A 23,162-nucleotide genomic window follows, 5' to 3' on the forward strand; every position below is an offset into this window, starting at 1 on the left:
GACCTCCACCATGACGCGCGCCGATCTGCCCCCCTCGCCTGTTCCCCTCGCTTTCCTGACCGCGGCCACTGCGCGCCGCATTGCCGTGGCGCTGCAATGTGCGGCGACGCTGGCGGTTGGCTGGGCGGCGCATTACTGGGGCGGCTGGAGTTGGCCGGCTGCGAGTTTGCTCGCTGGTGCGGCGCTGGGGCTGGGTTATCTCCTTTCGGTCGGATGGGCGTTCCTGGTGTCGCTGAAGAGCCTCGGCACCGCGATACCGGACGACCCCGTGTGGGACCGCGTGCCCGTCCCGCGCGAACACCGCATCGGCGTCACCGGCTTCATCGGGTGTTGGCTGCGCGAATGTGTATCCGTGGCGTGGATGTTCAACGTGCTGCAACCGTTCCGAGCGCGCGCCGCGTTCGATTTACCTGCGGGCGACGGCAACCGCGTGCCTGTTCTGATGATCCACGGCTACGGCTGCAATCGCGCGGTGTGGTTGCCAATGCAGCAATACGTGGCCGCCGCCGGGCACCCCACGGATGCTATCGATCTCATGCCGCTGCTGGGCGACATCGACGACTACGCCCGCGACATTGCGGCTGCCGTCGCGCGCCTGACGCGCATGCATGGCCGCGCACCCGTTCTGCTCTGCCACAGCATGGGCGGGCTCGCCGCGCGAGCGCTGCTGCGCCAATCGGATCCCGGCTCCGTTGCTCACATCATCACGCTAGGCACACCGCATCGGGGCACGGCAATGGCGCGTACCGGGCGCGGTCATAACGTTCGCCAGATGGCTTGGGCAAGTCCTTGGCTGCGCCAGCTTGCAGCGTCCGAAACGCCAGACGTGCGAGCACGCATCACGTCGATTTTTTCGTGGCACGACTCCATCGTCGGCCCGGCCGGTGCGTCCTGGCTGCAAGGCGCGCGGCACATTCCGTTTGCGGGCATCGGTCATGTGTCGCTGCTATGCGACGCACGCGTGCGCGACGCTGTGCTGACGGAACTCGCACGCATTGAAGGCATCGTCGCGATCCCATCAGCCTGAAACGCGCGCCTGGCGCAGGTCTTGGGCGCACGCATGCCCCCTTCCGGCAAACACGTCATGTGACGGTCATGTTTCTGACACGGCGCTTTCATGCGGCGATGGCGAAATCCGTCCAACGCAGCCTCTGTTGCCGACATGGTCCTGCCCAAACTGCCATCGCGCCCTGGTTTCCTCCGCCGCATTGCGCAACGCTTTCGCGCTGCTCCCCTCACCGGTTCCGACTGGAACGCTCCACCGCCTCTGATGCAAATGGCTGCCGGACTCGCCGCTGCCGGCGCGCTGGGCTCGGCTGTGCCGGCGGGCCGCGGTGATGTGCGCGAGCACGAAGCAACCGTCGCCACGCCGGCTTCCACGTTGGCGCCCGACCGCTCGGCTGACACGGATACTGACCCGCCCGCCGAAAAGATCCAGCGCTACCGCACGATCTGGCTGTCGGACATCCACCTCGGCACGCCGGGTTGCCAGGCTGATTACCTGCTCGACTTTCTCAAGCACCACGAATCGGACACGCTGTATCTGGTGGGTGACATCGTTGACGGCTGGCAACTGCGCAAGGGATGGTACTGGCCCCAAGCACACAACGACGTGGTGCAGAAGGTACTGCGCCGCGCGCGCAAAGGCACTCGCGTGGTGTTCATCCCGGGCAACCACGACGAGATGGCGCGTCAGTTCCACGGCCTGAACTTTGGCGATATCGAAGTCGCTGAAGACGCGGTGCACGTAACCGCCACCGGCAAGCGCCTGTGGGTTGTGCACGGCGACCTGTTCGACGGCGTGATGCAGCACGCGCGCTGGCTGGCCTACGTGGGCGACTCGCTCTACACCTTCATCCTGGCGATGAACCGGCACTTCAACCGCATTCGCGTGCGGCTTGGCTTTCCGTACTGGTCTTTGTCGCAATACCTGAAGCATCAGGTCAAGAACGCAGTCAACTTCATCAATTCGTTCGAGCGCGTGATGACGGACGAAGCGCGCCGCCGCGGCTGCGACGGCGTGGTCTGCGGGCATATCCACAAAGCCGAGATCCGCGAGATCGACGGTCAGCTTTACTGCAACGACGGCGACTGGGTGGAGAGCCTTTCTGCCCTGGTCGAAACCATGGAAGGCGAACTGCAGATCGTCTACTGGACGCATCTGCTCGATGCGCCGCGCACTTCCCGCCGCGCACGCCGTGCCGCTGCGGCCGCCGCCTAATGGAAGCCCCTATGACCAACACCAGCATCGACCTCGTGCAGCACACCGCAGCCCAACCTACCCCCCAAGGAGAGCCTGTGAAAGTCATGATCGTCACCGATGCCTGGGAACCGCAGGTCAACGGCGTCGTCCGTACCCTCACCCAGACGCGCCGCGAACTGGAAGCCATGGGACACATCGTCGACATGATCACGCCGCTGGAATTCAAGACGGTGCCGTGCCCGACGTATCCGGAAATCCGCCTGTCGATCCTGCCGGCCAAGCGCGTGCGCGAGCGCATCGAGAAGTTCGCCCCGCAGGCGCTGCACATCGCCACCGAAGGGCCGCTGGGCCTGGCTGCACGCGCCTATGCGCTGCGCAACAAGCTGCCCTATACGACCGCGTACCACACGCGCTTTCCGGAGTACGTGCAGGCGCGCTTCGGCATTCCGCTGGCGTGGACGTATCGCTTTCTGCGGTGGTTCCACAGCCCTGCCCAGGCGGTAATGGCGCCGACACCCGTAGTGCTGAAAGACCTTGCCGACTACGGCATCACCAACGGCGTGCTGTGGACGCGCGGCGTCGATCTGGACATCTTCACCGCCCAGCGCAGCAACGTGCTCAACACGGCCCATCCGATCTTCCTGTACGTCGGCCGTGTGGCCGTGGAGAAAAACGTCGAAGCCTTCCTGGAACTGGATCTACCGGGCTCCAAATGGGTGGTGGGTGAAGGCCCCGCCCTGGCCGGGCTGAAGGCAAAGTACCCGAACGCCAGCTACCTCGGCGTGCTCAAGCAACCGGAGCTGGCCAAGGTGTATGCCTCGGCCGACGTGTTCGTCTTTCCGAGCCGCACCGACACGTTCGGCCTGGTACTGCTGGAGGCCCTGGCCAGCGGCCTGCCGGTTGCCGCGTATCCGGTGACGGGTCCGATCGACGTGCTGGGCGATTCGCCGGCCGGTGCGTTGCGCGAAGACTTGCGCGAAGCGTGCCTGGAAGCGCTGCGTATCGACCGCGCCACGGCGCGTGCGCACGCCGAGAAGTTCTCGTGGCGCGCGGCCTCGGAACAATTCCTCGCGCACCTGCGCCCGATGCCCGCCACGCCGGCCGGTAACACCAAGGCCGCCGCGCCGTCCACTGCCGCGGGTGCTTGAGCGTTGCGTTCCATGAAGCCCACCACCCCGCCAGATCAGCGACTGGAAAATCCGGCCGCACCGCCTGCTGCCGGGGCGTACTCGCCGGCCGACAACCCACATAAAGGCAATCGCGGCATCACGCGGGCGTGGTTTGCGCTCAAGAACTCCATCAGCGGCATCCGCTTCGCCATCGACGAGGAAAGCGCGTTCCGCCAGGAACTGACGCTATGCGCAATCCTGCTGCCGTGCGCGTTCGTCATTCCCGCCACGGTGGTCGAGCGCATTCTGATGCTCGGCACGCTGGTGCTGGTGCTGATTGTCGAGCTGCTCAATTCGAGCGTGGAAGCGGCGGTCGACCGTATCTCGCTGGAGCAGCACGGGCTGTCCAAGCGCGCCAAGGATTTCGGCAGCGCAGCCGTCATGCTGGCCCTGCTGCTGTGCGCGGGGACGTGGTTGGCGATCGCCTGGCCATGGGTGGCGTCGCTGTTGCATTAGGAACACCAGCGAAAACCAGCGACAACGTTTGGTAATGTCTGCCCCACAGCATGTGGGGGTCGTTGCACGGGCACGATCTCTTATAATCCGGGCACCAATACGCCACGGAGACAGGGCCACCGGCCTTGGCAGTCAATGGAAACCAAGCAGCATTCCACCGGCCCGCGCCGCACGCGCGATCGCATCCTCGAAGTGTCGCTGCGCCTGTTCAACGACCTGGGCGAGCCCAACGTCACCACCACGACGATCGCCGAAGAGCTGGAGATCAGCCCGGGCAATTTGTACTACCACTTCCGCAACAAGGACGACATCATCAACTCGATCTTCGTGCAGTTCGAGCAGGAGATCGCGCGCCGTCTGAAGCTGCCGGATGACCACAAGGCCACACTCGACGAGACCTGGGGCTACCTGCAGTACATGTCGGAGTTCCTGTGGAACTACCGCTTCCTTTACCGCGACATCAACGATCTGCTCGCACGCAACCGCATGCTTGAACTGAACTTCAAGCGCATCGTCGAGCAAAAGCGCCACTTCGCCATGGACATCTGCCACCAGTTCATCGAAGACGGCGAGATGGAAGCCACGGCCGAGCAAATCGACGTCATCTGCACCAACATCGTAGTGATCGCCACTTACTGGCTGTCGTTCCAGTTCGTGCAGCACCCGCGCCAGTACAACGACCAGAACGCGATCCGTGACCACCTGCACGGCGCGAGCTACCACATCCTGTCGATCCTTGCGCCTTACCTGCGCGGCAAGCCGCGGCGGGCGTTCGATTTGCTGGCGGTGAGCCGCAGCAACGATCCGCCCATCGGCACCCCCAGCAACAACACGCCTGCTCAATGAAATCGATCTGCGTCTATTGCGGTTCCAGCCCGGGCGAGCGCCCGGAATACAAAGCCAATGCCATCGCGCTGGGCAACGAGATGGTCAAGCGTGACCTCACGCTCGTCTACGGCGGCGGCAACGTTGGCTTGATGGGCGTGGTGGCCGACGCGGTGCTGCAAGGCGACACCCCGGTCATCGGCATCATCCCGAAATCGCTGGTGCGCAAGGAGGTCGGCCATAAAGACCTGACCGAGCTGCACATAGTCGACAGCATGCACCAGCGCAAGCAGATGATGGCCGATCGTGCAGATGCCTTCATCGCCATGCCCGGCGGCGTTGGCACGTATGAAGAACTCTTCGAAACGTTCACGTGGCTGCAGCTCGGCTATCACAACAAGCCGATCGGCCTGCTGAACGTGGCGGGCTTTTACGACAAGCTGCTCGCCTTTATCGACCATGCTGTGCAGGAAGGCTTCCTCAAGCGCCACCACGCTGACCTGCTGCACGTAAGCGACGACCCCGCCGCGTTGATCGACATGCTGGCGCGCGCCCCGCGCGAGACGGTCGACAAGTGGTCGGAGCGTCGCGAGCGCACGTAGGGCCCATGCAAGATTCGTTGCTTACGATGGCGCTGTACGCGTCCCTGGTGCTGATCATGCCGGGGCCGACGAACACGCTGCTGCTCTCGTCCGGCCTCAAGGTGGGCGTGCGGCGGACAAGCCCGCTCATTGCCGTAGAGGCGCTGGGCTATGTCACTTCAATCTCGCTGTGGGGATTTTTCCTGACCGCCCTGTCGGTCAGTCAGCCGTGGCTGCCGGCCGTCGTCAAGCTGCTGAGTTCTGCTTACATCCTCTACTTGGCCGCAAAGATCTGGCGACAAAGCAATGCGCTGCAGCACGTTGCAGCGAATCCTGTCAGCTTGCGCGATATGTTCGTCACCACGTTGATGAACCCGAAGGCGCTGCTGTTTGCAAGCACGCTCTTTCCGCTCGCAGCATTCCAGTCCGCAGCCGATTTTGGGCGGACCATCGCCACGTTCCTGGTCGTGCTGGTGCCCATTGCTATCGGCTGGTCGTATCTGGGCATGCTGCTCACGGCACGGCGCACGTGGGCGTCTCACACTCCCAAACTGTTGCGCGGCGCAGCGCTGGTACTGCTCACCTTCTCGGGAACGCTGATGTATTCGGTGCTGAGCCGTTGAGCGGAAAGGCGCCGTTGGCCTAAAACGACGACCCTGGCTGGGTCAGAAACGCAACTTCCTCGGGTGTGGAAACGCGCCCGAGGGCTTCGTTGCGATGTGGAAAACGCCCGAAGCGCGCCACGATCTCGCGGTGTTTCTCCGCCCAGATGAGCGAGTCCGCGTCACCTTCCTGATCGCGCAGGCGCGTGTAGAGGCGAATCGATTCATCCTGCGCAGACAGTGCCTCGCTGTGCTCAAACGGCAGGTAACAGAACATGCGGTGATGGCGCGTCGGCAGTCGCGCATCCCAACCTGCGGCCACGACGATCTGCGCGGTGTGCAACGCAGCCGCGTCGCTGGCAAACGCGCGCGCACTGCCGCGAAACATGTTGCGCGAGAACTGGTCGAGCACGACGATGCGCGCGATGGCTTCGAGCGGCGTATCCATCCAGGTGTCGGCGTCGCCCGTGGAAAGCGCTTCCCACAGCGGCATGAAGCGCGCGCGGATCTCGGCATCGAACGCGTCGGATTTGGTGAACCACTCCGGCCGTGCGTCGACCAGCGGCGCGTTACCGAACCAGAACGCGAGCACGTCGTCGGCGGTGGGCAAACCGATCATCGGAGTCTCCTTGAATCTGTTTTTGTACGGTGCGCTCTAGCGCGGCACCTTAGCGCTGCACGTTCCGCATCCAGTCGGCGGTCTGCCAGAACGCCTGCATCAGTCGCATCTGCAGGGCTTCGTCCAAGCCGATGTCTTGCATGGCGAGTGCCATGCAGCGCATCCACTGATCACGCTCCTGCGTGCCAATCTCGAACGGCAGGTGGCGCGCGCGCAAGCGCGGGTGGCCAAAGCGTTCGATGAAATGATTTGGGCCGCCCAGCCAGCCGCACAGGAACCAGAACAGCTTGTCGCGCGATCCATCCAGACTTTGCGGATGCAGCGAGCGCAGCACGGCAAACTCGGGCTCCAGATCCATCAGGTCGTAGAAGCGGTCAACGAGTTCGCGCACACGCGCTTCGCCGCCAATGAGGTCAAACGCCAGGGGTTCCTGGCCGGAAGTTGCGTCAGTCATACAGCGTCAGTCACATCAAAAAATTCGGGCGTCGTCATGCGTCACGAAGCGTTGCCATGGCCGGGCGACGCAGCACGTCGCGCAAGCCTAGCCAGCCGCCGATGAAAGCGCACGCCATGCCACTCACGATGCCCACCGGCAGGATCGCCGGGTTGAAACGATACGGAAAATCGAACACGTGCGCCGAGAGCACCCAGCCGATGGCGATTGCGCCCACGCCGGCCATCAGCCCGGCCAGGCCGCCAACGATCAGCACTTCCGCATACTGCGTCTGGCGCACCACGGCGGAGCCCGCGCCCAGCGCGCGCAGCACGCCGGCATCGCGCAAGCGCTCGTCACGCGAGCCGGAGAGCGCGGCATACAGCACCAACACACCCGCCGCCAGCGTGAAGACGAAGAGGAATTCCACCGCCGCCGTGACCTGATCCAGCACGCCCTGCACCTGCTGCAGGATCAGTTCGGTATCGACGACCGTGAGGTTCGGAAACTCACGCACGAGCTTGGCCGGCAGATCGGCCTGGCCGGCAGGAATGCGGAACGCGGTCACGTACGTCTGCGGCATGTCGTGCAGCGCCACAGGCGGCAGGATCACGAAAAAGTTCACGCGCATCGAGCTCCAATCGAGCTTGCGCAATGACGTGATGGGCGCATCCACCGTCTGCCCCGCGACGTCGAAACGCAGCACGTCACCCAGGCGCAGGTTGAGCGTCTTGGCAATGCCCTCTTCCACCGAGGCCTCGGGCTTCTGCCCGCTGAACCATCGGCCGGAGACAATGCGATTTTCAGGCGGCGGCTCGGTAGCGTACGACAGGTTGAATTCGCGTTCGATCAGGTTGCGGGCGCGCGATTCAGCATAGGTCTGGCGGTCGATCACCTGGCCATTCACCTGCGTCAGGCGCCCGCGCACCATGGGGTAGAGCTTCGGGTCGGCCACGCCGGCCTGGGCCAGGGCTTGCGCCACGGGCGTCACCTGATCGGGCTGGATATTGATGATGAAACGGTTGGGCGCATCGGCAGGGGTGGCGTTGTGCCACGAGCGGATCAGGTCATTGCGCGTCATGGCAAGCAACAGCAGCGCCATCAACCCGACGGCAAGCGCCACGGTTTGCAGCACGCTTACGCCACGACGGCGCTCCAGTACGGCCAGCGCAAAGCGCCAACCCACGCCGAGCGCACGACCACGTCCCAGCGACACCGCCAGCGCGCGCAATCCGCCGGCAGCCAGGAGCGCAAATACGACGATGGCGCCGGCAAACCCGGCGGCCGTCAGCGCCCCAAGCTTCACGTCGCGCGCGGACACCACAAGCAGCGCAAAGAACGCTGCCGCTCCTAGCGCATAGCCAATCCACGCGGCAACGGCGCGCTCCGCCACATCGCGCCGCAGCACGCGCAGCGGTGCGACGCGCACGAGGCTCAGCAACGGCGGCACGGCAAAACCAATGAGCAGCACCAGCCCCGCCGTCACGCCCACGACCGCAGGCCAGATAGACGGCGCGGGCAATGTCACCGTGACCAGATCACCGAGCGACGCCAGCAACAACCAGTGCGCGCCATAACCCAGCGCCACGCCCACGGCCGAACCCAGCACGCCGATCAACAAAAACTCCAGCGCGAACGTGCCGAGAATCTGCCCCTGCTTGAGCCCCAGGCACTTGATGACGGCCACCGCATCGGTATGCCGCGCGGTGTAGCGGCGCGCGGCCATGGTGATCGCCACCGCGGCAATCATCGCGGCCAGCAAGGCGACGAGCGAGAGGAAGCGCTCGGCGCGGTCCAGCGTTTCGCGCATCTGCGGCTGGCCGTTCTGCAACGATTCAACGCGCACGCCACGCAGCTGGCGCGTTTTCGCTTCGTTCTCGGCCCAGGTACGGAACGCGCTGGCAGCGGCATCGGGGCCAGCCACCAGCAGGCGATACGTGACCCGGCTGCCGTAGGTGACGAGGCCCGTCGAACCCAGATCCGACATCGGCAGCATCACCCGGGGGGCGAGATTCATGAAGCCGGCGCCGCGATCAAGTTCCTGGGTGATGACGTGAGCGATCTTGAAGGTGCGCGTGCCCAGGCGCATCGCATCGCCCACGCGAATGCCGAGCGCTTCGAGCAGCGGTGCGTCCACCCACACCGTGCCTGCGACAGGAATGCCCTGGAAGGGCGCGCCCAAGGTATCGCGCCCGTCATCGCTCACCTTGAGGGTGCCGCGCAGCGGGTAGCCGACGTCGACGGCCTTGATGGCGGCGAGTTGCGATACCGGTTCGCCCGAGGCGCCCTTGGCCAACGTGCTCGCCATGCTGGGGAAGGTGGCGGTATGCGTGACTTGCAGGCCGCTCGCGCGCGCATGCGCCTCGATGTCGGGCGGCAACGGCTGGTCGGACACAATCAGCACATCCGCGCCGATCAGCTGACGCGCGTCGCGCTCCAGCCCCGCATGCATGCGGTCGGCCAGGAAACTGACGGACGCCAGCGCGGCCACGGCCAACACCAGCGCGACGAGCAGGAGGTTCAGTTCACCGGCGCGCCAGTCGCGGCGCAGCATGCGCAGGGCTTGGGTCCAGACGGAAAAACGTGACATGGGCAGAACATGGACGGGGCGCTCGATCGCGCAAACCCCGTCATGTTCGCACGACTTCAGCGGACCAGCGTGCGGGCCTCGTCAGCATGCCAGGGCAGCGCCTGCTCTGCGGTCAGCAGCGAAACGTGCTCGGTCGGCCGGTAGCCTGCGAGGTGGCCCAGTCCTTCGCGAAAGGCCGGCTGACCGATGCGCTCGATCAGCTCGCGCACCCAGGGCGACAGCGCGTCATTGCGGCGCACCGCCAGGTAATACGTTTCGCGCGTCAGCGGAACAAAGTGCAGGCCGTGGGCTTCGGCGCCCGGGCGCAGGCCGAAGCCGACGTCCGCCCGACCTTCCTGAACGGCCACGGCGACCTTGTCGCTGGAGAACTCCTGCTCGTCATACCCGTGGATCTGGTCGGGATACAGCCCTGCAGCCACCAGCAACTGATCGAACAGCAAACGCGTGCCCGAACTGCGCTGGCGGTTGATGAAGCGCGCCTGGGTACGCGCCAGGTCGCCCAATGACTGCACCCGCCCGGCCCATTCCGCCGACATCATCAGCCCCTGCTCGCGATCGGCCAGGGCGATCAGGCGCACGGCGGTCGGGCGCAACCACTTGCGCAACGTCTGATGCGCGATCGAGCCTGCACCCTGCTGCGGTGCCACATAGAAGCCGGCCACCTCGCATTGCTTTTCCTGCAGGCAGATCAGCCCTTCAACAGCGCTGCAAAACACGGTATCGATGTGTGCCCCGTGGCTTTGCCGCGCAAACGTCTCGGCCAACACTTCCACGGCCGGGTCGTGGCTGCCCGAGAAACGGATGCGCGCCTGCGACTGGGATGCATCTTCCAGCTCGGAGAGGAACTGGCCCATGGCTTGGTGCAGCGCCGGATCGAGCTGCTCGCGCAGGCGCATCTCGGCGCGCAGCATGCGCTCGCCAAAGAGCGTGAGCGAAGCCCCCCGGCCACGCTCCATGTCGAGCAGCGAGCGGCCGAGCATTTCTTCCCACGACCGCATCACCCCCCAGGCGTGCCGGTACGACAGCCCCACCTGCTTCGCCGCCCGGTGCAGCGACCCCGTCTCGCGCACCGCCCGCAGCAACTGAAACACCTTGCCGTTGGCGCGCGGGTTGTCGTCCGGCCCCACCACCGGAAATACTTCGAACTGGAATGTCATTATGTTTATGGTTTCCTATTTACTTCCGCCGTGGCCCGGGAGAACAATCCTGCTCATCCCCGGGGCGGGCATATCGTGGCCGCTGACCGCCCCCGACGTTGCTGCCATCATGCAGCATCCGACATAAAGCGTCCACGCCTTCCCGCTACCCCCACAACATGCCCAGATTGTCCCAAACCCTTCGGCTGTCTGCAGTCATCTGCATGACACTCGCGCTCGCCACCGCTGCATATGCTGGCGATCTCCGCATGGCCACCACCACCAGCACCGAAAATGCCGGGCTGCTGAAAGTCCTGTTACCAAAGTTTGAAGCGGCCACTGGCATCCATGTGCAGGTGATTGCCGTTGGCACCGGCAAGGCGGTCAAGCTGGGCGAATCGGGGGATGTGGATGTGGTGCTCGTTCACGCCCGCCCACTGGAAGACGCCTTCGTCGCCTCAGGCGGCGGCATCGACCGCCGCGACGTGATGTACAACGACTTCATCCTCGTCGGACCCGAGGCGGACCCGGCTCACGTACGCGGGCAGAAAAACGTCATCCAGGGGATGGAGACCATTGCCGCGGCAGGCGAAAAAGCCGGCACCAAGTTCATCTCGCGCGGCGACAACTCCGGCACCGACGTCATGGAAAAGGCCTACTGGAAGACAGCCAACATCGACCCGAAGGGCAAGCCGTGGTACGTCAGCGCGGGGCTCGGGATGGGTGAAGTGCTGAACATGGCCGCGCAGATGAACGCCTACACGCTCTCGGACCGCGCAACCTACGGCGCCTACCGCGCCAAGACGGGCCTCGACATCGTGCTGGCCGGAGACCCGCGCATGTTCAATCCGTACGGCATCATCGCGGTCAACCCGAAGAAATACCCCAGCGTCAACTACACCGATGCGACCAGGCTGATCGAATGGATCACGTCACCCGCCGGCCAGCAGGTGATCGCCGGTTTCAAGGTCAACGGGGAACAGGTATTTTTCCCGGACTACGGGAAGGCGGTCGCAAGCGGAAAGTAGCCCCCGCGCGGCGGCATGGCAGAGCAGCGGCGGTGCAGCTTCAGGCCACCGCCGATTCCAACTGCGAATGCTGCGGCAGCTCGGCCGCCACCTCGCCGATCATGCGGCGCAGCCACATCACATCGGGCGCGGCATGGCTGCGTTCATGCCAGAGCTGGTAGAAGCGCATCTTCGGGAACGCCATGGGCGTCGGCAGGATGCGGATCGGCAAATACTGGGCACAGTGCGCAGCGAACTGGCGGCCGGTGGTGAAGACCAGATCGGTGCGCATCAGCACATATGGCACCAGCCCGAAGTACGGCAGTGACACCTGGATCTGCCGCTTCAGCCCTTGCTCCGCAAGTGCCTGATCGATCATGCTGCGCTGCATGACGGCATACGGCGCGGGCGCCAGATGTGGCATTTCCACGTAGTGCTTGAGCGAGATCCCCTTGCGCGCCAGCGGGTGCTGCGCCCCCAACATGCAGACGACTTCATCGTCGAACAACGGCGAAATGTGCAGATGTTCGGGCGGTGACAGCCAGTTGCCGATCACCAGGTCCATGCCGCCCTGCTCCAGCGCGGCAAGGTAATCGACGCCCGCATTGAGCGGATGCACCACCAGCTTGGCCTGCGGCGCCTGCTTGCGCAGACGCTCGACGATGTTGGGCAGGAAAAAGGCATCAAGGTAATCCGGCGCACCGAGGTGAAACGTGCGGGTGGTGTTGCCGGGGTCGAATTCTTGCGACGGGCGCGCGATGCGCTCCATCGCCTCCAGGCTCTGCTGCGCGAGCGCCAGCAAATCATGGCCGCGCTCGGTCGGCACCATGCCGTTCTTGCCGCGCACCAGGATGGCGTCGCCGGTGATCTCGCGCAGGCGCTTGAGCGTGTTGCTGATGGCCGGCTGCGACTGGCCGAGCTTGACCGCCGTACGCGTCACGCTCTGCTCGGTGAGCAGCGTGTAGAGAACGCGCAGGAGGTAGGTATCGAGGTGATCTTTGCCGTGCATCTGGAGGCGGGTAACGGCTGCGCCGACCCTTCTAAAAGAAGTGCTTGGGGACGCTGTCAGTGTATGTCACCTGCACGCCGCGCCGCCAGACCGCTACCGGCGGGTATACCCCGGATTTTGGCTTTCCGATGCGGGTTATCACATGGGCCAAATATTGCATTCCTGGCCCGGTGCTATGGTTCCGTTACACACACAAACAGGCGTAGAACCCCCATGGAGACTCAGCCCATCCGCTTCTTCCACCGCGGCCAGGTCCGCACCGTCACGGACGCCCCGATCACCCGGACGGTGCTTCAATACCTGCGTGAAGACGCACACTGCACCGGCACCAAGGAAGGGTGCGCCGAGGGCGATTGCGGTGCTTGCACCGTCGTGCTCGGCGAACTGCAGGAAGACGGCAGCGTCGGCCTGAAGGCCGTCAACGCGTGCATCCAGTTCCTGCCCACGCTCGACGGCAAGGCGCTGTTCACCGTGGAAGACGTGCGTGGCAAGGATGGCACGCTGCACCCGGTGCAAGAGGCCATGGTGGAGTGCCACGGGTCGCAGTGCGGCTTCTGCACGCCAGGCTTCGTCATGTCGCTCTACGCCCTGTACGAGAACACCGGCAATCAGGCGCCCATCCCCTCCCGCCAAACCATCTGCGATTCGCTCACCGGCAACCTCTGCCGCTGCACCGGCTACCGCCCGATCATCGACGCCGGCGAACGCATGTTCGAGCTGCCCTCCCCGGCCGGCATCGATCGCACGCAATTGGCCGACACGTTGCGCAAGCTGCAACGTAAGGACACCTTCAGCTATGCGCCGGTCGGCACCGAAAACGCATCGCGCTTCTACGCACCGCGCACCGCATCGGCCTTTGCCGCCATAAAAGCCGCGCATCCGAACATCCGCATCCTGGCCGGGAGCACCGACGTCGGCTTGTGGGTCACCAAGCAGTTCCGCGATCTGGGCGACATCCTGTACATCGGCCAGGTAGCCGACCTGTACGCACTGGAAAAGCGCGACGGCTGGATCGAGATTGGCGCCGCTGTCTCGCTGGAAAAGGCCTACGAATTCCTGGCTGCGGACTACCCTGAGGTGACGGAATTGTGGAAGCGCTTTGCCTCGCTGCCGATCCGCAATGCCGGCACGCTGGGCGGCAACGTCGCAAACGGCTCGCCGATTGGTGACTCCGCGCCTGCGCTCATCGCCATCGGCACGCGTGTCGTGCTGCAACGTGGCGAAGTCCGGCGCGAGCTGCCACTCGAAGACCTCTACCTCGCCTATCAGAAGAACGCGATGGAAGAAGGGGAATTCGTTGCTGGCCTGCGCATCCCCGCGCGTGAGGGCCGCGATGCTCTGCGCTTCCGCACGTACAAACTGTCCAAGCGCTTTGACGAAGACATCTCTGCCGTGTGCGCGGCGCTGGCCATTGAGCTGGACGACCAGGATGGCGAAACCCGCGTGCGCAGCGCACGCATTGCCTACGGCGGCATGGCGGCAACATCCAAACGCGCGACGGAGACGGAAAACGCCATCGTCGGCCAGCCGTGGAACGAAGCGACGGTGCGAGCTGCCATGGCAGCCATGTCGCGCGACTACACCCCCCTGACCGACATGCGCGCCACCGACAACTACCGCCGCATATCTGCCGCCAACACGGTGTACCGCTTCTGGCTGGAAACCCGCACCGATGAGCCGCTCGCGCCCGAACAGATCAATGTGCGCGCGGTCGAATTGAATACCCTCACAGCAGCGTAAGAACATGAACAAGCAAACCGAAGCCTTCCTGCTGGCTGAAGCTGATATTGCTGCGGCCATGCCTGGCCAGCGCGGTGCTGTGGTGGGCGTGTCGCGCCCGCATGAGTCTGCGCACCTGCATGTTGCGGGCACTGCCACGTACACCGACGACATTCCCGAACTGGCCGGCACGCTGCACGCGGCGCTCGGCATGAGCACGCAGGCGCATGCGCGCATCGTCAACATGGATCTGGGCCGCGTGAAGGCCGCGCCCGGCGTGGTGGCGGTGTTTACATCTGCCGACATTCCCGGCACGAACGATTGCGGCCCGATCATCCACGACGACCCTATCCTCGCAACCGACACGGTGCACTTCATCGGCCAACCGATGTTCATCGTGGTGGCCACATCGCACGACGCGGCGCGCCGCGCGGCGCGTCTGGGCAATATCGAATACGAAGTCCTGCCCCCGCTTCTGACGCCTGAAGAAGCGCGTGCCGCTGGCAAGTCGGTGCTGCCGCCGATGCACCTCAAGCGCGGCGAACCGGCTGAGCGCATCGCCGCAGCACCCCACTCTGAAGCCGGCAAGATGTCGCTGGGCGGCCAGGAGCAGTTCTACCTCGAAAGCCAGATTTCGTACGCCGTGCCGAAGGAAGACAACGGCATGCACGTGTGGTGCTCGACGCAGCATCCGACCGAGATGCAGCACATGGTGTCGCACATGCTGGGCTGGCACGCCAATCAGGTGCTGGTCGAGTGCCGCCGCATGGGCGGTGGTTTCGGCGGGAAGGAATCGCAGTCGGGCCTGTTCGCCTGCTGCGCTTCGCTGGCGGCATGGAAACTCGCCTGCCCCGTCAAGCTGCGTCCGGACCGCGACGACGACATGATGATCACCGGCAAGCGGCACGACTTCCGCTTCGCCTATGAAGCCGGCTACGACGACGACGGACGCATCCAGGGCGTCAAGGTGGACATGACGTCGCGCGCCGGTTTTTCGGCCGATCTCTCGGGCCCCGTGATGACGCGCGCCATCTGCCACTTCGACAACGCCTACTGGCTGCCTGAGGTGGAAATCGACGGCTTCTGCGCGCGCACCAACACGCAGTCGAACACGGCCTTCCGCGGTTTCGGCGGCCCGCAGGGCGCATTTGCCATCGAGTACATCATGGACAACATCGCGCGCTCGGTGGGCAAGGACGCGCTCGATGTACGCCGCGCCAATCTGTACGGCAAGGACAAGAACAACGTCACGCCGTACGGGCAGACCGTGGAAGACAACGTCATCCATGAACTGCTCGACGAACTGGAAGCGACGTCCGACTACCGCGCCCGCCGCGAAGCGATTCGCGCATTCAATGCGACGAGCCCCGTGCTCAAGCGCGGGCTGGCGCTGACGCCGGTGAAGTTCGGCATCTCGTTCAACGTGAAGCACTTCAACCAGGCCGGCGCGCTTGTGCACGTCTACAACGACGGCTCGATCCTCGTGAACCATGGCGGCACCGAAATGGGCCAGGGCCTGAACACCAAGGTTGCGCAGGTCGTGGCACACGAACTGGGCGTGTCGTTCACGCGCATCCGCGTGACGGCGACGGACACCAGCAAGGTCGCCAACACGTCCGCCACGGCTGCATCAACCGGGAGCGACCTGAACGGCAAGGCCGCCCAAGACGCTGCACGCCAGATCCGCCAGCGTCTGATCGCGTTTGCCGCCGAGCATTACGAAGTGCCCGTCGAGACCGTGGCAATCTTGGGCGACCATCTGGAAATCGGTGCACGCCGCGTGCCGTTCAACGAACTGATCGGTAAGGCCTACGTTGCCCGCGTGCAATTGTGGTCCGACGGCTTCTACGCCACGCCCAAGCTGCACTGGGATCAAGCCAAGCTCAAGGGCCGTCCGTTCTACTACTACGCCTATGGCGCGGCAGTCTCGGAAGTGGTGGTTGATACGCTCACAGGCGAATGGCGCCTGCTGCGTGCCGACGTGCTGCACGACGCCGGCCGCTCGATCAATCCGGCCATCGACATCGGCCAGGTGGAAGGCGCGTTCATTCAGGGCATGGGTTGGCTGACGACCGAAGAGCTGTGGTGGAACAAAAACGGCAAGCTGATGACGCACGCGCCGTCCACCTACAAGATCCCGACGGTCAATGACTGCCCGACGGACTTCCGCGTGCACCTGTTCAACAACGCCAACGTGGAAGACAGCATCCACCGCTCCAAGGCGCTGGGTGAGCCGCCGCTGCTGCTGCCGTTCTCGGTGTTCTTCGCCATTCGCGATGCGGTGGCTGCCGTGGGCGATGGCCGCACGAGCCCACCGCTGAATGCACCGGCCACCAGCGAGGAAATCCTCAAGGCCGTCGACGCCATCCGCAGCGCCCCGCTGTCCGCCTGAGTTGGGAGCCCCCATGGACCACACGCAACTGCGCCCCTTCCGCTTCGCCGATGTGCTTGCCACCGTGCAGGCCGGGCAGCCGTGCGTGCTGGTCACGGTGACGGACGTGCAGGGCTCTGCCCCGCGCGAGCCAGGCACGCTCATGCTAGTGGGCACCGACGGTTTCTTCGGCACCATCGGCGGTGGCCATCTGGAATGGCGCGCGATGGAAATCGCCCAAGCCATGATTGACGCGCCCGAGGCCACCGGCGAAGCACGCCGCCAGTTCGTACGTATTCCGCTTGGGCCTGCGCTCGGCCAATGCTGCGGCGGCGTGGTGCGGCTGTCGCTAGAACGACTCGACGCGCGCGATGTGGAGTGGATCGCAATGGCCGACGACGCCATGCGCCAACGCCGAAGCCTGCGCCGCGTCGTCTGCGCTGATCCTGCGGTGGCGGTTGAAGCAAGCATCGGCGACGCAGCCGCGGCCGGCGTGCAACTGGACGCCAGCGGCTTCACGCAAACCGTCCTGCCGCCCGACATGTCGATCGTGCTCTGCGGCGCGGGCCATGTCGGGCACGCCATCGTGCGCGCGCTGGCGCATCTGCCCTGCCGCGTCACGTGGGTGGACGAGCGCGATGCGATGTTCCCCTTCCCCACGGAAGTGCCGTCGAACGTCGTCATCGAATCCACCGATACGCCGGAAGCCGTGATCGACCAGGCGCCCGCCGGCAGCTACTTCCTGGTCATGACGCACAACCATGCGTTGGACCTCGCGCTGTGCGAACGCATCATGCGCCGCACGGACTTTGCCTACTTCGGCCTGATCGGTTCCAAGACCAAGCGCGCGCGTTTTGAGCACCGCATGGTCGAGCACGGCGTGGACCCGGCCCGCCTGCCGGAAATGGTGTGCCCGATTGGCGTGGCGGGCATCGTGGACAAGGCGCCGGATATCATTGCGGTATCCGTCGTCGCGCAACTTCTGCAGGTGCGAGAGCTGCAACAGCATGCGCTCACCAGCGCCAGCAGCGGCGCGGCGGTCCCTTACCGAGTCCCCACGCCTGTCTAATCATGCCGATCTCTTCCGCGCTTGCAGAACGCATCGCCACCAGCCCCAAAGCTGAACTGCACATCCACATCGAAGGCTCGCTCGAACCCGAACTGATGTTTGCGCTGGCCGAGCGCAACGGCGTGAAGCTGCCGTATGCGTCGGTTGAAGAGGTACGTGCCGCCTACGCCTTCGACGATCTGCAATCGTTTCTCGACCTGTATTACGCGGGCGCCAGTGTGCTGCTCACCGAGCAGGATTTCTACGACATGACGGCCGCTTATGTGGCGCGCGCGCTTGCCGACAACGTCCACCACGCCGAAATCTTCTTCGACCCGCAGACCCATACCGCGCGCAACGTGCCCATGCATGTGGTCATTCACGGCATCGTCCGCGCGTTGGATGACGCCGAGCGCGAGCACGGTTTTTCCAGCGCGCTGATCCTCTGCTTCCTGCGCCATCTGAGCGAGGAAGACGCATTCGACACACTTGAAGCTGCGCTGCCCTATATCCAGGACCCGACCAACCGCATCATCGGCGTCGGCTTGGATTCGTCTGAGCGCGGCAACCCGCCGGAGAAGTTCGCGCGCGTGTTCGCACGCTGCAAAGAGCTTGGCCTGCGCCTCGTCGCCCACGCCGGTGAAGAAGGCCCGGCGCAATACGTGATCGACGCCCTCGACATTCTCAAGGTGGAGCGCATCGATCACGGCGTACGCGCTATCGACGATGCCGCACTCGTCAAACGTCTCGCCGCCGAGCGCATCGCGTTGACGGTCTGCCCACTGTCGAACGAAAAACTGAAGGTTTATCCGGACCTGCGCGACCACTCGCTCAAGCAACTGCTGGACGCCGGCTGCGCAGTGACGCTGCACTCCGATGATCCGGCCTACTTTGGCGGCTACATGAACACCAACTGGCTCGCCACCTTCAATGCCCTCGACCTGTCTGCGGCCGATGCGCACACGCTCGCACGCAACAGCTTCGAGGCGTCCTTCCTGCCCGAACAGGACAAAGCCCTGTGGCTTGCCAAGGTCGACGACCACTGGAAAGCCACACACTAAAAATCCACAAAACGACGATGACCACGATGCCCCCGACTTCCAACAACGTTCACGCTTACCGCGGCCGCGTGCTGCATTTCCTGCACGATCCGCAGTATCGCGAGCGCGATGCTTATGAGTACTGGGAAGACGGCTTGCTCGTGGTCACGGGTGGCAAGGTCGTGCAAGCCGGCGACTACGCCGCACTGCGCGAAAACCTGCCCGCCGGCACGCAACTGCACGACTACAGCGGCAAGCTGATCGTGCCCGGATTCATCGATACGCATATCCACTTCCCGCAGACGGACATCATCGCGTCGCCGTCGCCGGGCCTGCTGCATTGGCTCGAGACATACACCTTCCCGGAAGAGCGCCGCTTCGAGAGCGTGCAGTACGCCGCCGGCGTCGCATCGTTCTTCCTCGACGAACTTCTGCGTAACGGCACGACCAGCGCGATGGTGTGGAGCACCGTGCATCGCAGCTCGGCCGAGACGCTGTTCACGCAAGCACAGCAACGCGGCATGCGCATGATCACCGGCAAAGTGATGATGGATCGCAACTGCCCGGAATACCTGCGCGACACGGCTGAATCGGGCGCGCGTGACACGGCTGACCTGATCTCCCGCTGGCACGGCAAGGACCGGCTGGCTTACGCCATCACACCGCGCTTTGCGCCCACGTCGAGCGAAGCGCAACTGCAAGCGTGCGCAGAGCTCGCCAAGCAATACAAGGACGTCTTCATCCAGACGCACGTCGCAGAAAATCCCGACGAAGTGAAATGGGTGGCCGACCTGTTCCCGAACGCACGCAGCTACCTGGACGTCTACGACCGCTACGGCCTGCTGCGCAAAGGCGCCTTCTACGGCCACGCCATCTGGCTGGACGACGGCGACCGCCAGCGCATGGCCGAATCCGGCGCGGCCGTGGCGCATTGCCCCACGTCCAACCTGTTCCTGGGCAGCGGCCTGTACAACTTCCACAAGAACGACGCGCACCGCCTGGCGCTCACGCTGGCCACTGACGTTGGCGGCGGCAGCTCGTTCTCGATGCTGCGCACGATGGGCACGGCGCATAAGGTCGCGCGCATGGGCGGCTATCACCTGACTGCGCTGCGCATGTTCTACCTGGCCACGCGCGGCGCCGCCGAAGCACTCGGTTGGGAAGACCGCATCGGCAGCTTCGTGCCGGGCGCGGAGGCCGATTTCATCGTCCTGGACCCGGCGGCCACGCCGCTGCTGGCCCGTCGCAATGCGCGCTCGGAAACGCTGGAAGAGTTGCTGTTTTCGTTGGCGCTGCTGGGCGAGGATCGTGCGGTATCCGCCACTTACGTGCAGGGTGAACCCGCGAAATTTGCGGTTGGCGCCAACGCTTGATGCACTTATAATCGCGACTTCCATTGGGGAGTAGCCGCTCGAAGTCGTCACTTCGAGGGCCACGTCAACAGACTTGACCGCCGTCGCAACGACAGGTGGTTATGGCGTGGTCAGCCGCACTCAGGGTGCCACCCCGGCACCCGGTGACGAGCCTGGCGAGACCGATGACAACCCACTGCGGACAGGGCCGGCAGTGGCGCGTCATTGGTTCGCACACGGCCCGGACACCACAACAACATGGAAGCCTTTCTCGTCTCCACCGGCATCGTCGCGCTCGCTGAAATCGGCGACAAGACGCAATTGCTGTCGATCTTGCTGGCTGCGCGTTTCCGCAAACCAGTGCCGATCATCCTCGGCATCTTCATCTCCACCCTCGTCAACCATGCCCTGGCCGGCGCCGTCGGCGGTTGGATCACGCACATGCTTGGCGAAAACGTGCTGCGATGGATCCTGGGCGTGGGCTTTATCGCCATGGCCGGGTGGATGCTGATTCCAGACAAGCTCGACGACGAAGAGGCGCCCTCAACTGCGCAGCGCGGGCTGGGCATTCTCGGCACCACCATCGTCGCCTTCTTCTTTGCCGAGATGGGCGACAAGACTCAGATCGCGACCGTGGCACTGGCAGCACGCTTTAACGACGTGTTCTCGGTCGTGGCAGGCACCACCGTCGGCATGCTGCTGGCAAACGTGCCGGCTGTGCTGATGGGCAACAAGTTTGCTGCGCGCATGCCGATCACGCTGGTGCATCGGATTGCCGCGCTGATCTTTCTGGTGCTGGGGGTGTTGGCGTTGCTGGGGGTCGGGAAGTAAGTCGTCAATCCGAGGCTCTGGGGCTGCCCTGCCGGCGCCCCTTGCGGCCGATGAGGCAGCGGCGAATCGAGCCCAGCCAAGGACACATCGCTGCAGACGCTTTAGGCGAAAAAAAACGGGGCCGTAGCCCCGTTCAACCCTCACCGGTCATGCCACCCGCTAGGGAACGAATGGCATGCTCCGATAAACCTTTCTGTTGTTGCTCAGCGTGCGCCTCAGTTCGTCTTGGCGCCGCCTTCGAACCATTTGGCGATGATCGCGCGCTCGTCATCGGTGATCTGCGTCACGTTGCCCAGCGGCATCAGCTTCTGCTGCACGACCTGCTGGTAGATGAGCTGCGCATGCTTGCCCAGTTCTTCCGCCGTATCGAGCAACACGCCCTTAGCCGGCGAAGGCATCAGGGTAGGGTGAGCCGAGTGACATTGGTAGCACCGTGCGGTAACGACTGCCTGTACTTTGGCGAAATCCGAGCCGCCAGCGGCTGTCGGGGTGGCCGCTGCGGCCATACCCGTCGCTGCTGCAGCAGGCGTGCTTTCGGCGGCAGGCGCTGCCGGACGCGACACCGGAGCAAGCCACACCGCAACACCCAGCAGCACTGCCACGCCTGCTGCCGGATAGCCCCAGTTCACGACGCCCTTGTGCTTGAGGATGAAGAACTGACGGATCAGCACCCCAGCTAGCATGATCAGCACCAGCACGGCCCAGTTGTACTTGGCGGCGTACGTCATGCTGTAGTGGTTCGACAGCATCGCAAACAGCACCGGCAGCGTGAAGTACGTGTTGTGCACGCTGCGTTGCTTGCCGCGCTTGCCGTGGATCGGGTCCGGCTTCTCGCCTGCCTTGAGCGAAGCAACCACCTTGCGTTGCCCCGGAATGATCCAGAAGAACACGTTGGCGCTCATGATGGTCGCGATCATCGCGCCGATCAGCAGGAACGCTGCACGGCCCGAGAACAGGTGGCACGCTGCAAACGCCGCGAGCACCACATAGATGGCCACCAGAATGCCCACCACGCGATCGTTCTTGCCGAACACGCGGCAGATGGTGTCGTACACCAGCCAGCCGACCACCAGGAAGCCCAGCGCCAGCAGCACAGCGGTCGTCGCCGTCATGTCGAACACGCTGCGATCGATCATGTAGACGTTGGCGTTGAACAGGTACACCACCGTCAGCAGGGCAAAGCCCGACATCCAGGTCGAGTACGACTCCCAGTAGAACCAGTGCAGATGGTCGGGCAGTTGCTTCGGTGCCAGCAGGTACTTCTGCGGGTTGTAGAACCCGCCTCCGTGCACGGCCCACAGTTCGCCATCGACGCCCTTGTCCTTCAGGTCCGGTGCGCTCGGCTTGGTCAGGCTGTTATCGAGCCAGACGAAGTAGAACGACGAACCGATCCACGCGATCGCGACGATCACGTGCAGCCAACGCAAGAGCAAGTTGGCCCAGTCGAGGATATAGCCTTCCATGATGACTCCCTGCCCTGTTAGCTGCCGCGATAGGTCGAATACGACCACGGCGACACCAGCAGCGGCACGTGGTAGTGCGCGCTGGTATCGGCCACGCCAAAGCGCAGCGTCACCACGTCCAGGAACGCGGGCTCGGGGAGTTTGACGCCGGCGGCGCGGTAGTACTCGCCCACGCCGAAGTCCAGTTCATACACGCCAGCCTGCAGCGCGTCGCCTTCCAGCAGCGGCGCATCGCAACGGCCATCGTGATTGGTGCGAACCGATTTGATCGGTTGCCGTTGATTGTCGACAATTTTGAACAGTGCGATCGCCAGGTTTTGGCCCGGCGTGCCTGCAGCGGTGTCGAGCACATGGGTGGTCAAGCGTCCCATTTGTCTTCCTCTGTAGTTCGAATTTTCAGAAGCGCCGCTGCCTCCACTTGCACCTCGCGCCAAACCCTTGTGTGGCAAGGGTTGGCGTCGGGGCCCGCTCGGTACGTACTGTGCACGCATCCCGGCGCGCGTCCAGCCGGTTTACGCCTGCCCTCCATATGGGGAGGGGCATGCCAAACCGGCAAAGCCGTCGCTCGTTCTGGGTCCGACGCCGTGTCTCTGCCGTGTCCCTAGACCAGGCTCGAAACAGGGATTTCCCTAGTTTGTCGGATTCCCGAACGCATTTTGTTGACAATATTGAAGGCGGCTATGAATAATTGTCAACAGGTTTTCGCGG

21 protein-coding genes and 1 riboswitch are annotated in these 23,162 nt (G+C 64.2%); of the genes, 14 read left to right on the plus strand and 7 right to left on the minus strand.

The features are described 5' to 3' along the window. The first annotated feature begins 10 nt into the window (after nucleotides 1-10). From ACCD03_RS04965 to ACCD03_RS04995, 7 genes are all read left to right on the plus strand, one after another. A complete protein-coding gene (locus tag ACCD03_RS04965; protein WP_413411001.1) occupies nucleotides 11-1,027 on the plus strand; it encodes an esterase/lipase family protein in 1,017 nt (338 codons plus the stop codon). Nucleotides 1,028-1,270: 243 nt separating this feature from the next. Continuing rightward, the gene (locus tag ACCD03_RS04970; RefSeq protein ID WP_413411002.1) at nucleotides 1,271-2,221 is read left to right on the plus strand and encodes a UDP-2,3-diacylglucosamine diphosphatase; all 951 of its coding nucleotides are present in this window, start codon (nucleotides 1,271-1,273) and stop codon (nucleotides 2,219-2,221) included. 86 nt (nucleotides 2,222-2,307) lie between these two features. Continuing rightward, the gene (locus tag ACCD03_RS04975; RefSeq protein ID WP_413411049.1) at nucleotides 2,308-3,351 is read left to right on the plus strand and encodes a glycosyltransferase family 4 protein; all 1,044 of its coding nucleotides are present in this window, start codon (nucleotides 2,308-2,310) and stop codon (nucleotides 3,349-3,351) included. Between the two features lie 12 nt (nucleotides 3,352-3,363). Continuing rightward, the gene (locus tag ACCD03_RS04980; protein ID WP_253537738.1) at nucleotides 3,364-3,828 is read left to right on the plus strand and encodes a diacylglycerol kinase; all 465 of its coding nucleotides are present in this window, start codon (nucleotides 3,364-3,366) and stop codon (nucleotides 3,826-3,828) included. Between the two features lie 135 nt (nucleotides 3,829-3,963). Continuing rightward, the gene (locus ACCD03_RS04985) at nucleotides 3,964-4,674 is read left to right on the plus strand and encodes a TetR/AcrR family transcriptional regulator (protein WP_045206172.1); all 711 of its coding nucleotides are present in this window, start codon (nucleotides 3,964-3,966) and stop codon (nucleotides 4,672-4,674) included. Then, on the plus strand, nucleotides 4,671-5,255 hold the full coding sequence (locus ACCD03_RS04990) for a TIGR00730 family Rossman fold protein (RefSeq protein ID WP_325651680.1): 585 nt from the start codon (nucleotides 4,671-4,673) through the stop codon (nucleotides 5,253-5,255). The genes ACCD03_RS04985 and ACCD03_RS04990 overlap by 4 nt, the downstream gene beginning before the upstream one ends. Nucleotides 5,256-5,260: 5 nt before the next feature. Beyond that, nucleotides 5,261-5,857 (plus strand): LysE family translocator, encoded by a 597-nt coding sequence (locus ACCD03_RS04995; RefSeq protein ID WP_325651682.1) that lies wholly within the window; start codon nucleotides 5,261-5,263, stop codon nucleotides 5,855-5,857. 19 nt (nucleotides 5,858-5,876) lie between these two features. Here the strand turns inward: ACCD03_RS04995 and ACCD03_RS05000 are convergent, their stop codons facing one another. The 4 genes from ACCD03_RS05000 to ACCD03_RS05015 are packed head-to-tail and all read right to left on the minus strand — an operon-like array spanning nucleotide 5,877 to nucleotide 10,635. Further along, nucleotides 5,877-6,455 carry a DUF924 family protein gene (locus ACCD03_RS05000; RefSeq protein ID WP_325651684.1) on the minus strand — a complete coding sequence of 193 codons (579 nt, stop codon included), beginning with the start codon at nucleotides 6,453-6,455 and terminating at the stop codon, nucleotides 5,877-5,879. A 49-nt stretch (nucleotides 6,456-6,504) separates the two neighbouring features. Beyond that, nucleotides 6,505-6,909 (minus strand): group II truncated hemoglobin, encoded by a 405-nt coding sequence (locus ACCD03_RS05005; protein ID WP_045206168.1) that lies wholly within the window; start codon nucleotides 6,907-6,909, stop codon nucleotides 6,505-6,507. A gap of 34 nt (nucleotides 6,910-6,943) precedes the next feature. Then, complete coding sequence (locus ACCD03_RS05010) at nucleotides 6,944-9,478, minus strand: ABC transporter permease (protein ID WP_413411004.1); 2,535 nt, start codon at nucleotides 9,476-9,478, stop codon at nucleotides 6,944-6,946. A 56-nt stretch (nucleotides 9,479-9,534) separates the two neighbouring features. After that, a complete protein-coding gene (locus tag ACCD03_RS05015; RefSeq protein WP_413411005.1) occupies nucleotides 9,535-10,635 on the minus strand; it encodes a substrate-binding domain-containing protein in 1,101 nt (366 codons plus the stop codon). 158 nt (nucleotides 10,636-10,793) lie between these two features. On the opposite strand from ACCD03_RS05015, the gene ACCD03_RS05020 reads away from it, so the two are divergent. Next, a complete protein-coding gene (locus ACCD03_RS05020) occupies nucleotides 10,794-11,642 on the plus strand; it encodes a substrate-binding domain-containing protein (RefSeq protein ID WP_413411006.1) in 849 nt (282 codons plus the stop codon). 40 nt (nucleotides 11,643-11,682) lie between these two features. On the opposite strand, the gene ACCD03_RS05025 is transcribed toward ACCD03_RS05020, so the two are convergent. Continuing rightward, nucleotides 11,683-12,630, minus strand: a complete 948-nt coding sequence (locus tag ACCD03_RS05025; RefSeq protein WP_024975264.1) for a LysR substrate-binding domain-containing protein — start codon at nucleotides 12,628-12,630, stop codon at nucleotides 11,683-11,685. A 213-nt stretch (nucleotides 12,631-12,843) separates the two neighbouring features. Between ACCD03_RS05025 and xdhA the strand changes: the two genes are divergently transcribed. The 6 genes from xdhA (at nucleotide 12,844) to ACCD03_RS05055 (ending at nucleotide 20,991) form a co-directional block, all read left to right on the plus strand. Continuing rightward, nucleotides 12,844-14,370 carry a xanthine dehydrogenase small subunit gene (gene xdhA / locus ACCD03_RS05030; protein WP_325651692.1) on the plus strand — a complete coding sequence of 509 codons (1,527 nt, stop codon included), beginning with the start codon at nucleotides 12,844-12,846 and terminating at the stop codon, nucleotides 14,368-14,370. 4 nt (nucleotides 14,371-14,374) lie between these two features. Then, a complete protein-coding gene (gene xdhB / locus ACCD03_RS05035; RefSeq protein WP_325651694.1) occupies nucleotides 14,375-16,741 on the plus strand; it encodes a xanthine dehydrogenase molybdopterin binding subunit in 2,367 nt (788 codons plus the stop codon). Between the two features lie 13 nt (nucleotides 16,742-16,754). Continuing rightward, nucleotides 16,755-17,789 carry a xanthine dehydrogenase accessory protein XdhC gene (gene xdhC / locus ACCD03_RS05040; RefSeq protein ID WP_413411007.1) on the plus strand — a complete coding sequence of 345 codons (1,035 nt, stop codon included), beginning with the start codon at nucleotides 16,755-16,757 and terminating at the stop codon, nucleotides 17,787-17,789. 2 nt (nucleotides 17,790-17,791) lie between these two features. After that, the gene (locus tag ACCD03_RS05045; RefSeq protein WP_325651698.1) at nucleotides 17,792-18,829 is read left to right on the plus strand and encodes an adenosine deaminase; all 1,038 of its coding nucleotides are present in this window, start codon (nucleotides 17,792-17,794) and stop codon (nucleotides 18,827-18,829) included. Nucleotides 18,830-18,846: 17 nt separating this feature from the next. After that, the gene (gene guaD, locus ACCD03_RS05050; protein WP_325651700.1) at nucleotides 18,847-20,181 is read left to right on the plus strand and encodes a guanine deaminase; all 1,335 of its coding nucleotides are present in this window, start codon (nucleotides 18,847-18,849) and stop codon (nucleotides 20,179-20,181) included. A 13-nt stretch (nucleotides 20,182-20,194) separates the two neighbouring features. Next, nucleotides 20,195-20,364, plus strand: a riboswitch (yybP-ykoY riboswitch). Between the two features lie 54 nt (nucleotides 20,365-20,418). Next, nucleotides 20,419-20,991, plus strand: coding sequence for a TMEM165/GDT1 family protein (locus tag ACCD03_RS05055; protein ID WP_045206159.1), 573 nt, complete (start codon nucleotides 20,419-20,421; stop codon nucleotides 20,989-20,991). Nucleotides 20,992-21,206: 215 nt separating this feature from the next. Here ACCD03_RS05055 and ACCD03_RS05060 read toward each other — a convergent pair whose 3' ends face one another. Together ACCD03_RS05060 and uraH are read right to left on the minus strand one after the other, a co-directional pair. After that, nucleotides 21,207-22,454 carry a urate hydroxylase PuuD gene (locus tag ACCD03_RS05060; protein WP_325651702.1) on the minus strand — a complete coding sequence of 416 codons (1,248 nt, stop codon included), beginning with the start codon at nucleotides 22,452-22,454 and terminating at the stop codon, nucleotides 21,207-21,209. 17 nt (nucleotides 22,455-22,471) lie between these two features. Further along, nucleotides 22,472-22,825, minus strand: a complete 354-nt coding sequence (gene uraH / locus ACCD03_RS05065) for a hydroxyisourate hydrolase (RefSeq protein WP_012762338.1) — start codon at nucleotides 22,823-22,825, stop codon at nucleotides 22,472-22,474. Nucleotides 22,826-23,162: the final 337 nt, after the last annotated feature.

The sequence above is a fragment of the Ralstonia sp. Ralssp135 genome (genome assembly GCF_047304345.1).
Taxonomy (GTDB): Bacteria; Pseudomonadota; Gammaproteobacteria; order Burkholderiales; family Burkholderiaceae; genus Ralstonia; species Ralstonia chuxiongensis.

What these genes read in the sequence shown, in the direction of transcription:
- ACCD03_RS04965 (WP_413411001.1), top strand. Translation starts at nt 11, where the DNA reads ATGACGCGCGCCGATCTGCCCCCCTCGCCTGTTCCCCTCGCTTTCCTG.
- ACCD03_RS04970 (WP_413411002.1), top strand. Translation starts at nt 1,271, where the DNA reads ATGCAAATGGCTGCCGGACTCGCCGCTGCCGGCGCGCTGGGCTCGGCT.
- ACCD03_RS04975 (WP_413411049.1), top strand. Translation starts at nt 2,308, where the DNA reads ATGATCGTCACCGATGCCTGGGAACCGCAGGTCAACGGCGTCGTCCGT.
- ACCD03_RS04980 (WP_253537738.1), top strand. Translation starts at nt 3,364, where the DNA reads ATGAAGCCCACCACCCCGCCAGATCAGCGACTGGAAAATCCGGCCGCA.
- ACCD03_RS04985 (WP_045206172.1), top strand. Translation starts at nt 3,964, where the DNA reads ATGGAAACCAAGCAGCATTCCACCGGCCCGCGCCGCACGCGCGATCGC.
- ACCD03_RS04990 (WP_325651680.1), top strand. Translation starts at nt 4,671, where the DNA reads ATGAAATCGATCTGCGTCTATTGCGGTTCCAGCCCGGGCGAGCGCCCG.
- ACCD03_RS04995 (WP_325651682.1), top strand. Translation starts at nt 5,261, where the DNA reads ATGCAAGATTCGTTGCTTACGATGGCGCTGTACGCGTCCCTGGTGCTG.
- ACCD03_RS05000 (WP_325651684.1), bottom strand. Translation starts at nt 6,455, where the DNA reads ATGATCGGTTTGCCCACCGCCGACGACGTGCTCGCGTTCTGGTTCGGT.
- ACCD03_RS05005 (WP_045206168.1), bottom strand. Translation starts at nt 6,909, where the DNA reads ATGACTGACGCAACTTCCGGCCAGGAACCCCTGGCGTTTGACCTCATT.
- ACCD03_RS05010 (WP_413411004.1), bottom strand. Translation starts at nt 9,478, where the DNA reads ATGTCACGTTTTTCCGTCTGGACCCAAGCCCTGCGCATGCTGCGCCGC.
- ACCD03_RS05015 (WP_413411005.1), bottom strand. Translation starts at nt 10,635, where the DNA reads ATGACATTCCAGTTCGAAGTATTTCCGGTGGTGGGGCCGGACGACAAC.
- ACCD03_RS05020 (WP_413411006.1), top strand. Translation starts at nt 10,794, where the DNA reads ATGCCCAGATTGTCCCAAACCCTTCGGCTGTCTGCAGTCATCTGCATG.
- ACCD03_RS05025 (WP_024975264.1), bottom strand. Translation starts at nt 12,630, where the DNA reads ATGCACGGCAAAGATCACCTCGATACCTACCTCCTGCGCGTTCTCTAC.
- xdhA (WP_325651692.1), top strand. Translation starts at nt 12,844, where the DNA reads ATGGAGACTCAGCCCATCCGCTTCTTCCACCGCGGCCAGGTCCGCACC.
- xdhB (WP_325651694.1), top strand. Translation starts at nt 14,375, where the DNA reads ATGAACAAGCAAACCGAAGCCTTCCTGCTGGCTGAAGCTGATATTGCT.
- xdhC (WP_413411007.1), top strand. Translation starts at nt 16,755, where the DNA reads ATGGACCACACGCAACTGCGCCCCTTCCGCTTCGCCGATGTGCTTGCC.
- ACCD03_RS05045 (WP_325651698.1), top strand. Translation starts at nt 17,792, where the DNA reads ATGCCGATCTCTTCCGCGCTTGCAGAACGCATCGCCACCAGCCCCAAA.
- guaD (WP_325651700.1), top strand. Translation starts at nt 18,847, where the DNA reads ATGACCACGATGCCCCCGACTTCCAACAACGTTCACGCTTACCGCGGC.
- ACCD03_RS05055 (WP_045206159.1), top strand. Translation starts at nt 20,419, where the DNA reads ATGGAAGCCTTTCTCGTCTCCACCGGCATCGTCGCGCTCGCTGAAATC.
- ACCD03_RS05060 (WP_325651702.1), bottom strand. Translation starts at nt 22,454, where the DNA reads ATGGAAGGCTATATCCTCGACTGGGCCAACTTGCTCTTGCGTTGGCTG.
- uraH (WP_012762338.1), bottom strand. Translation starts at nt 22,825, where the DNA reads ATGGGACGCTTGACCACCCATGTGCTCGACACCGCTGCAGGCACGCCG.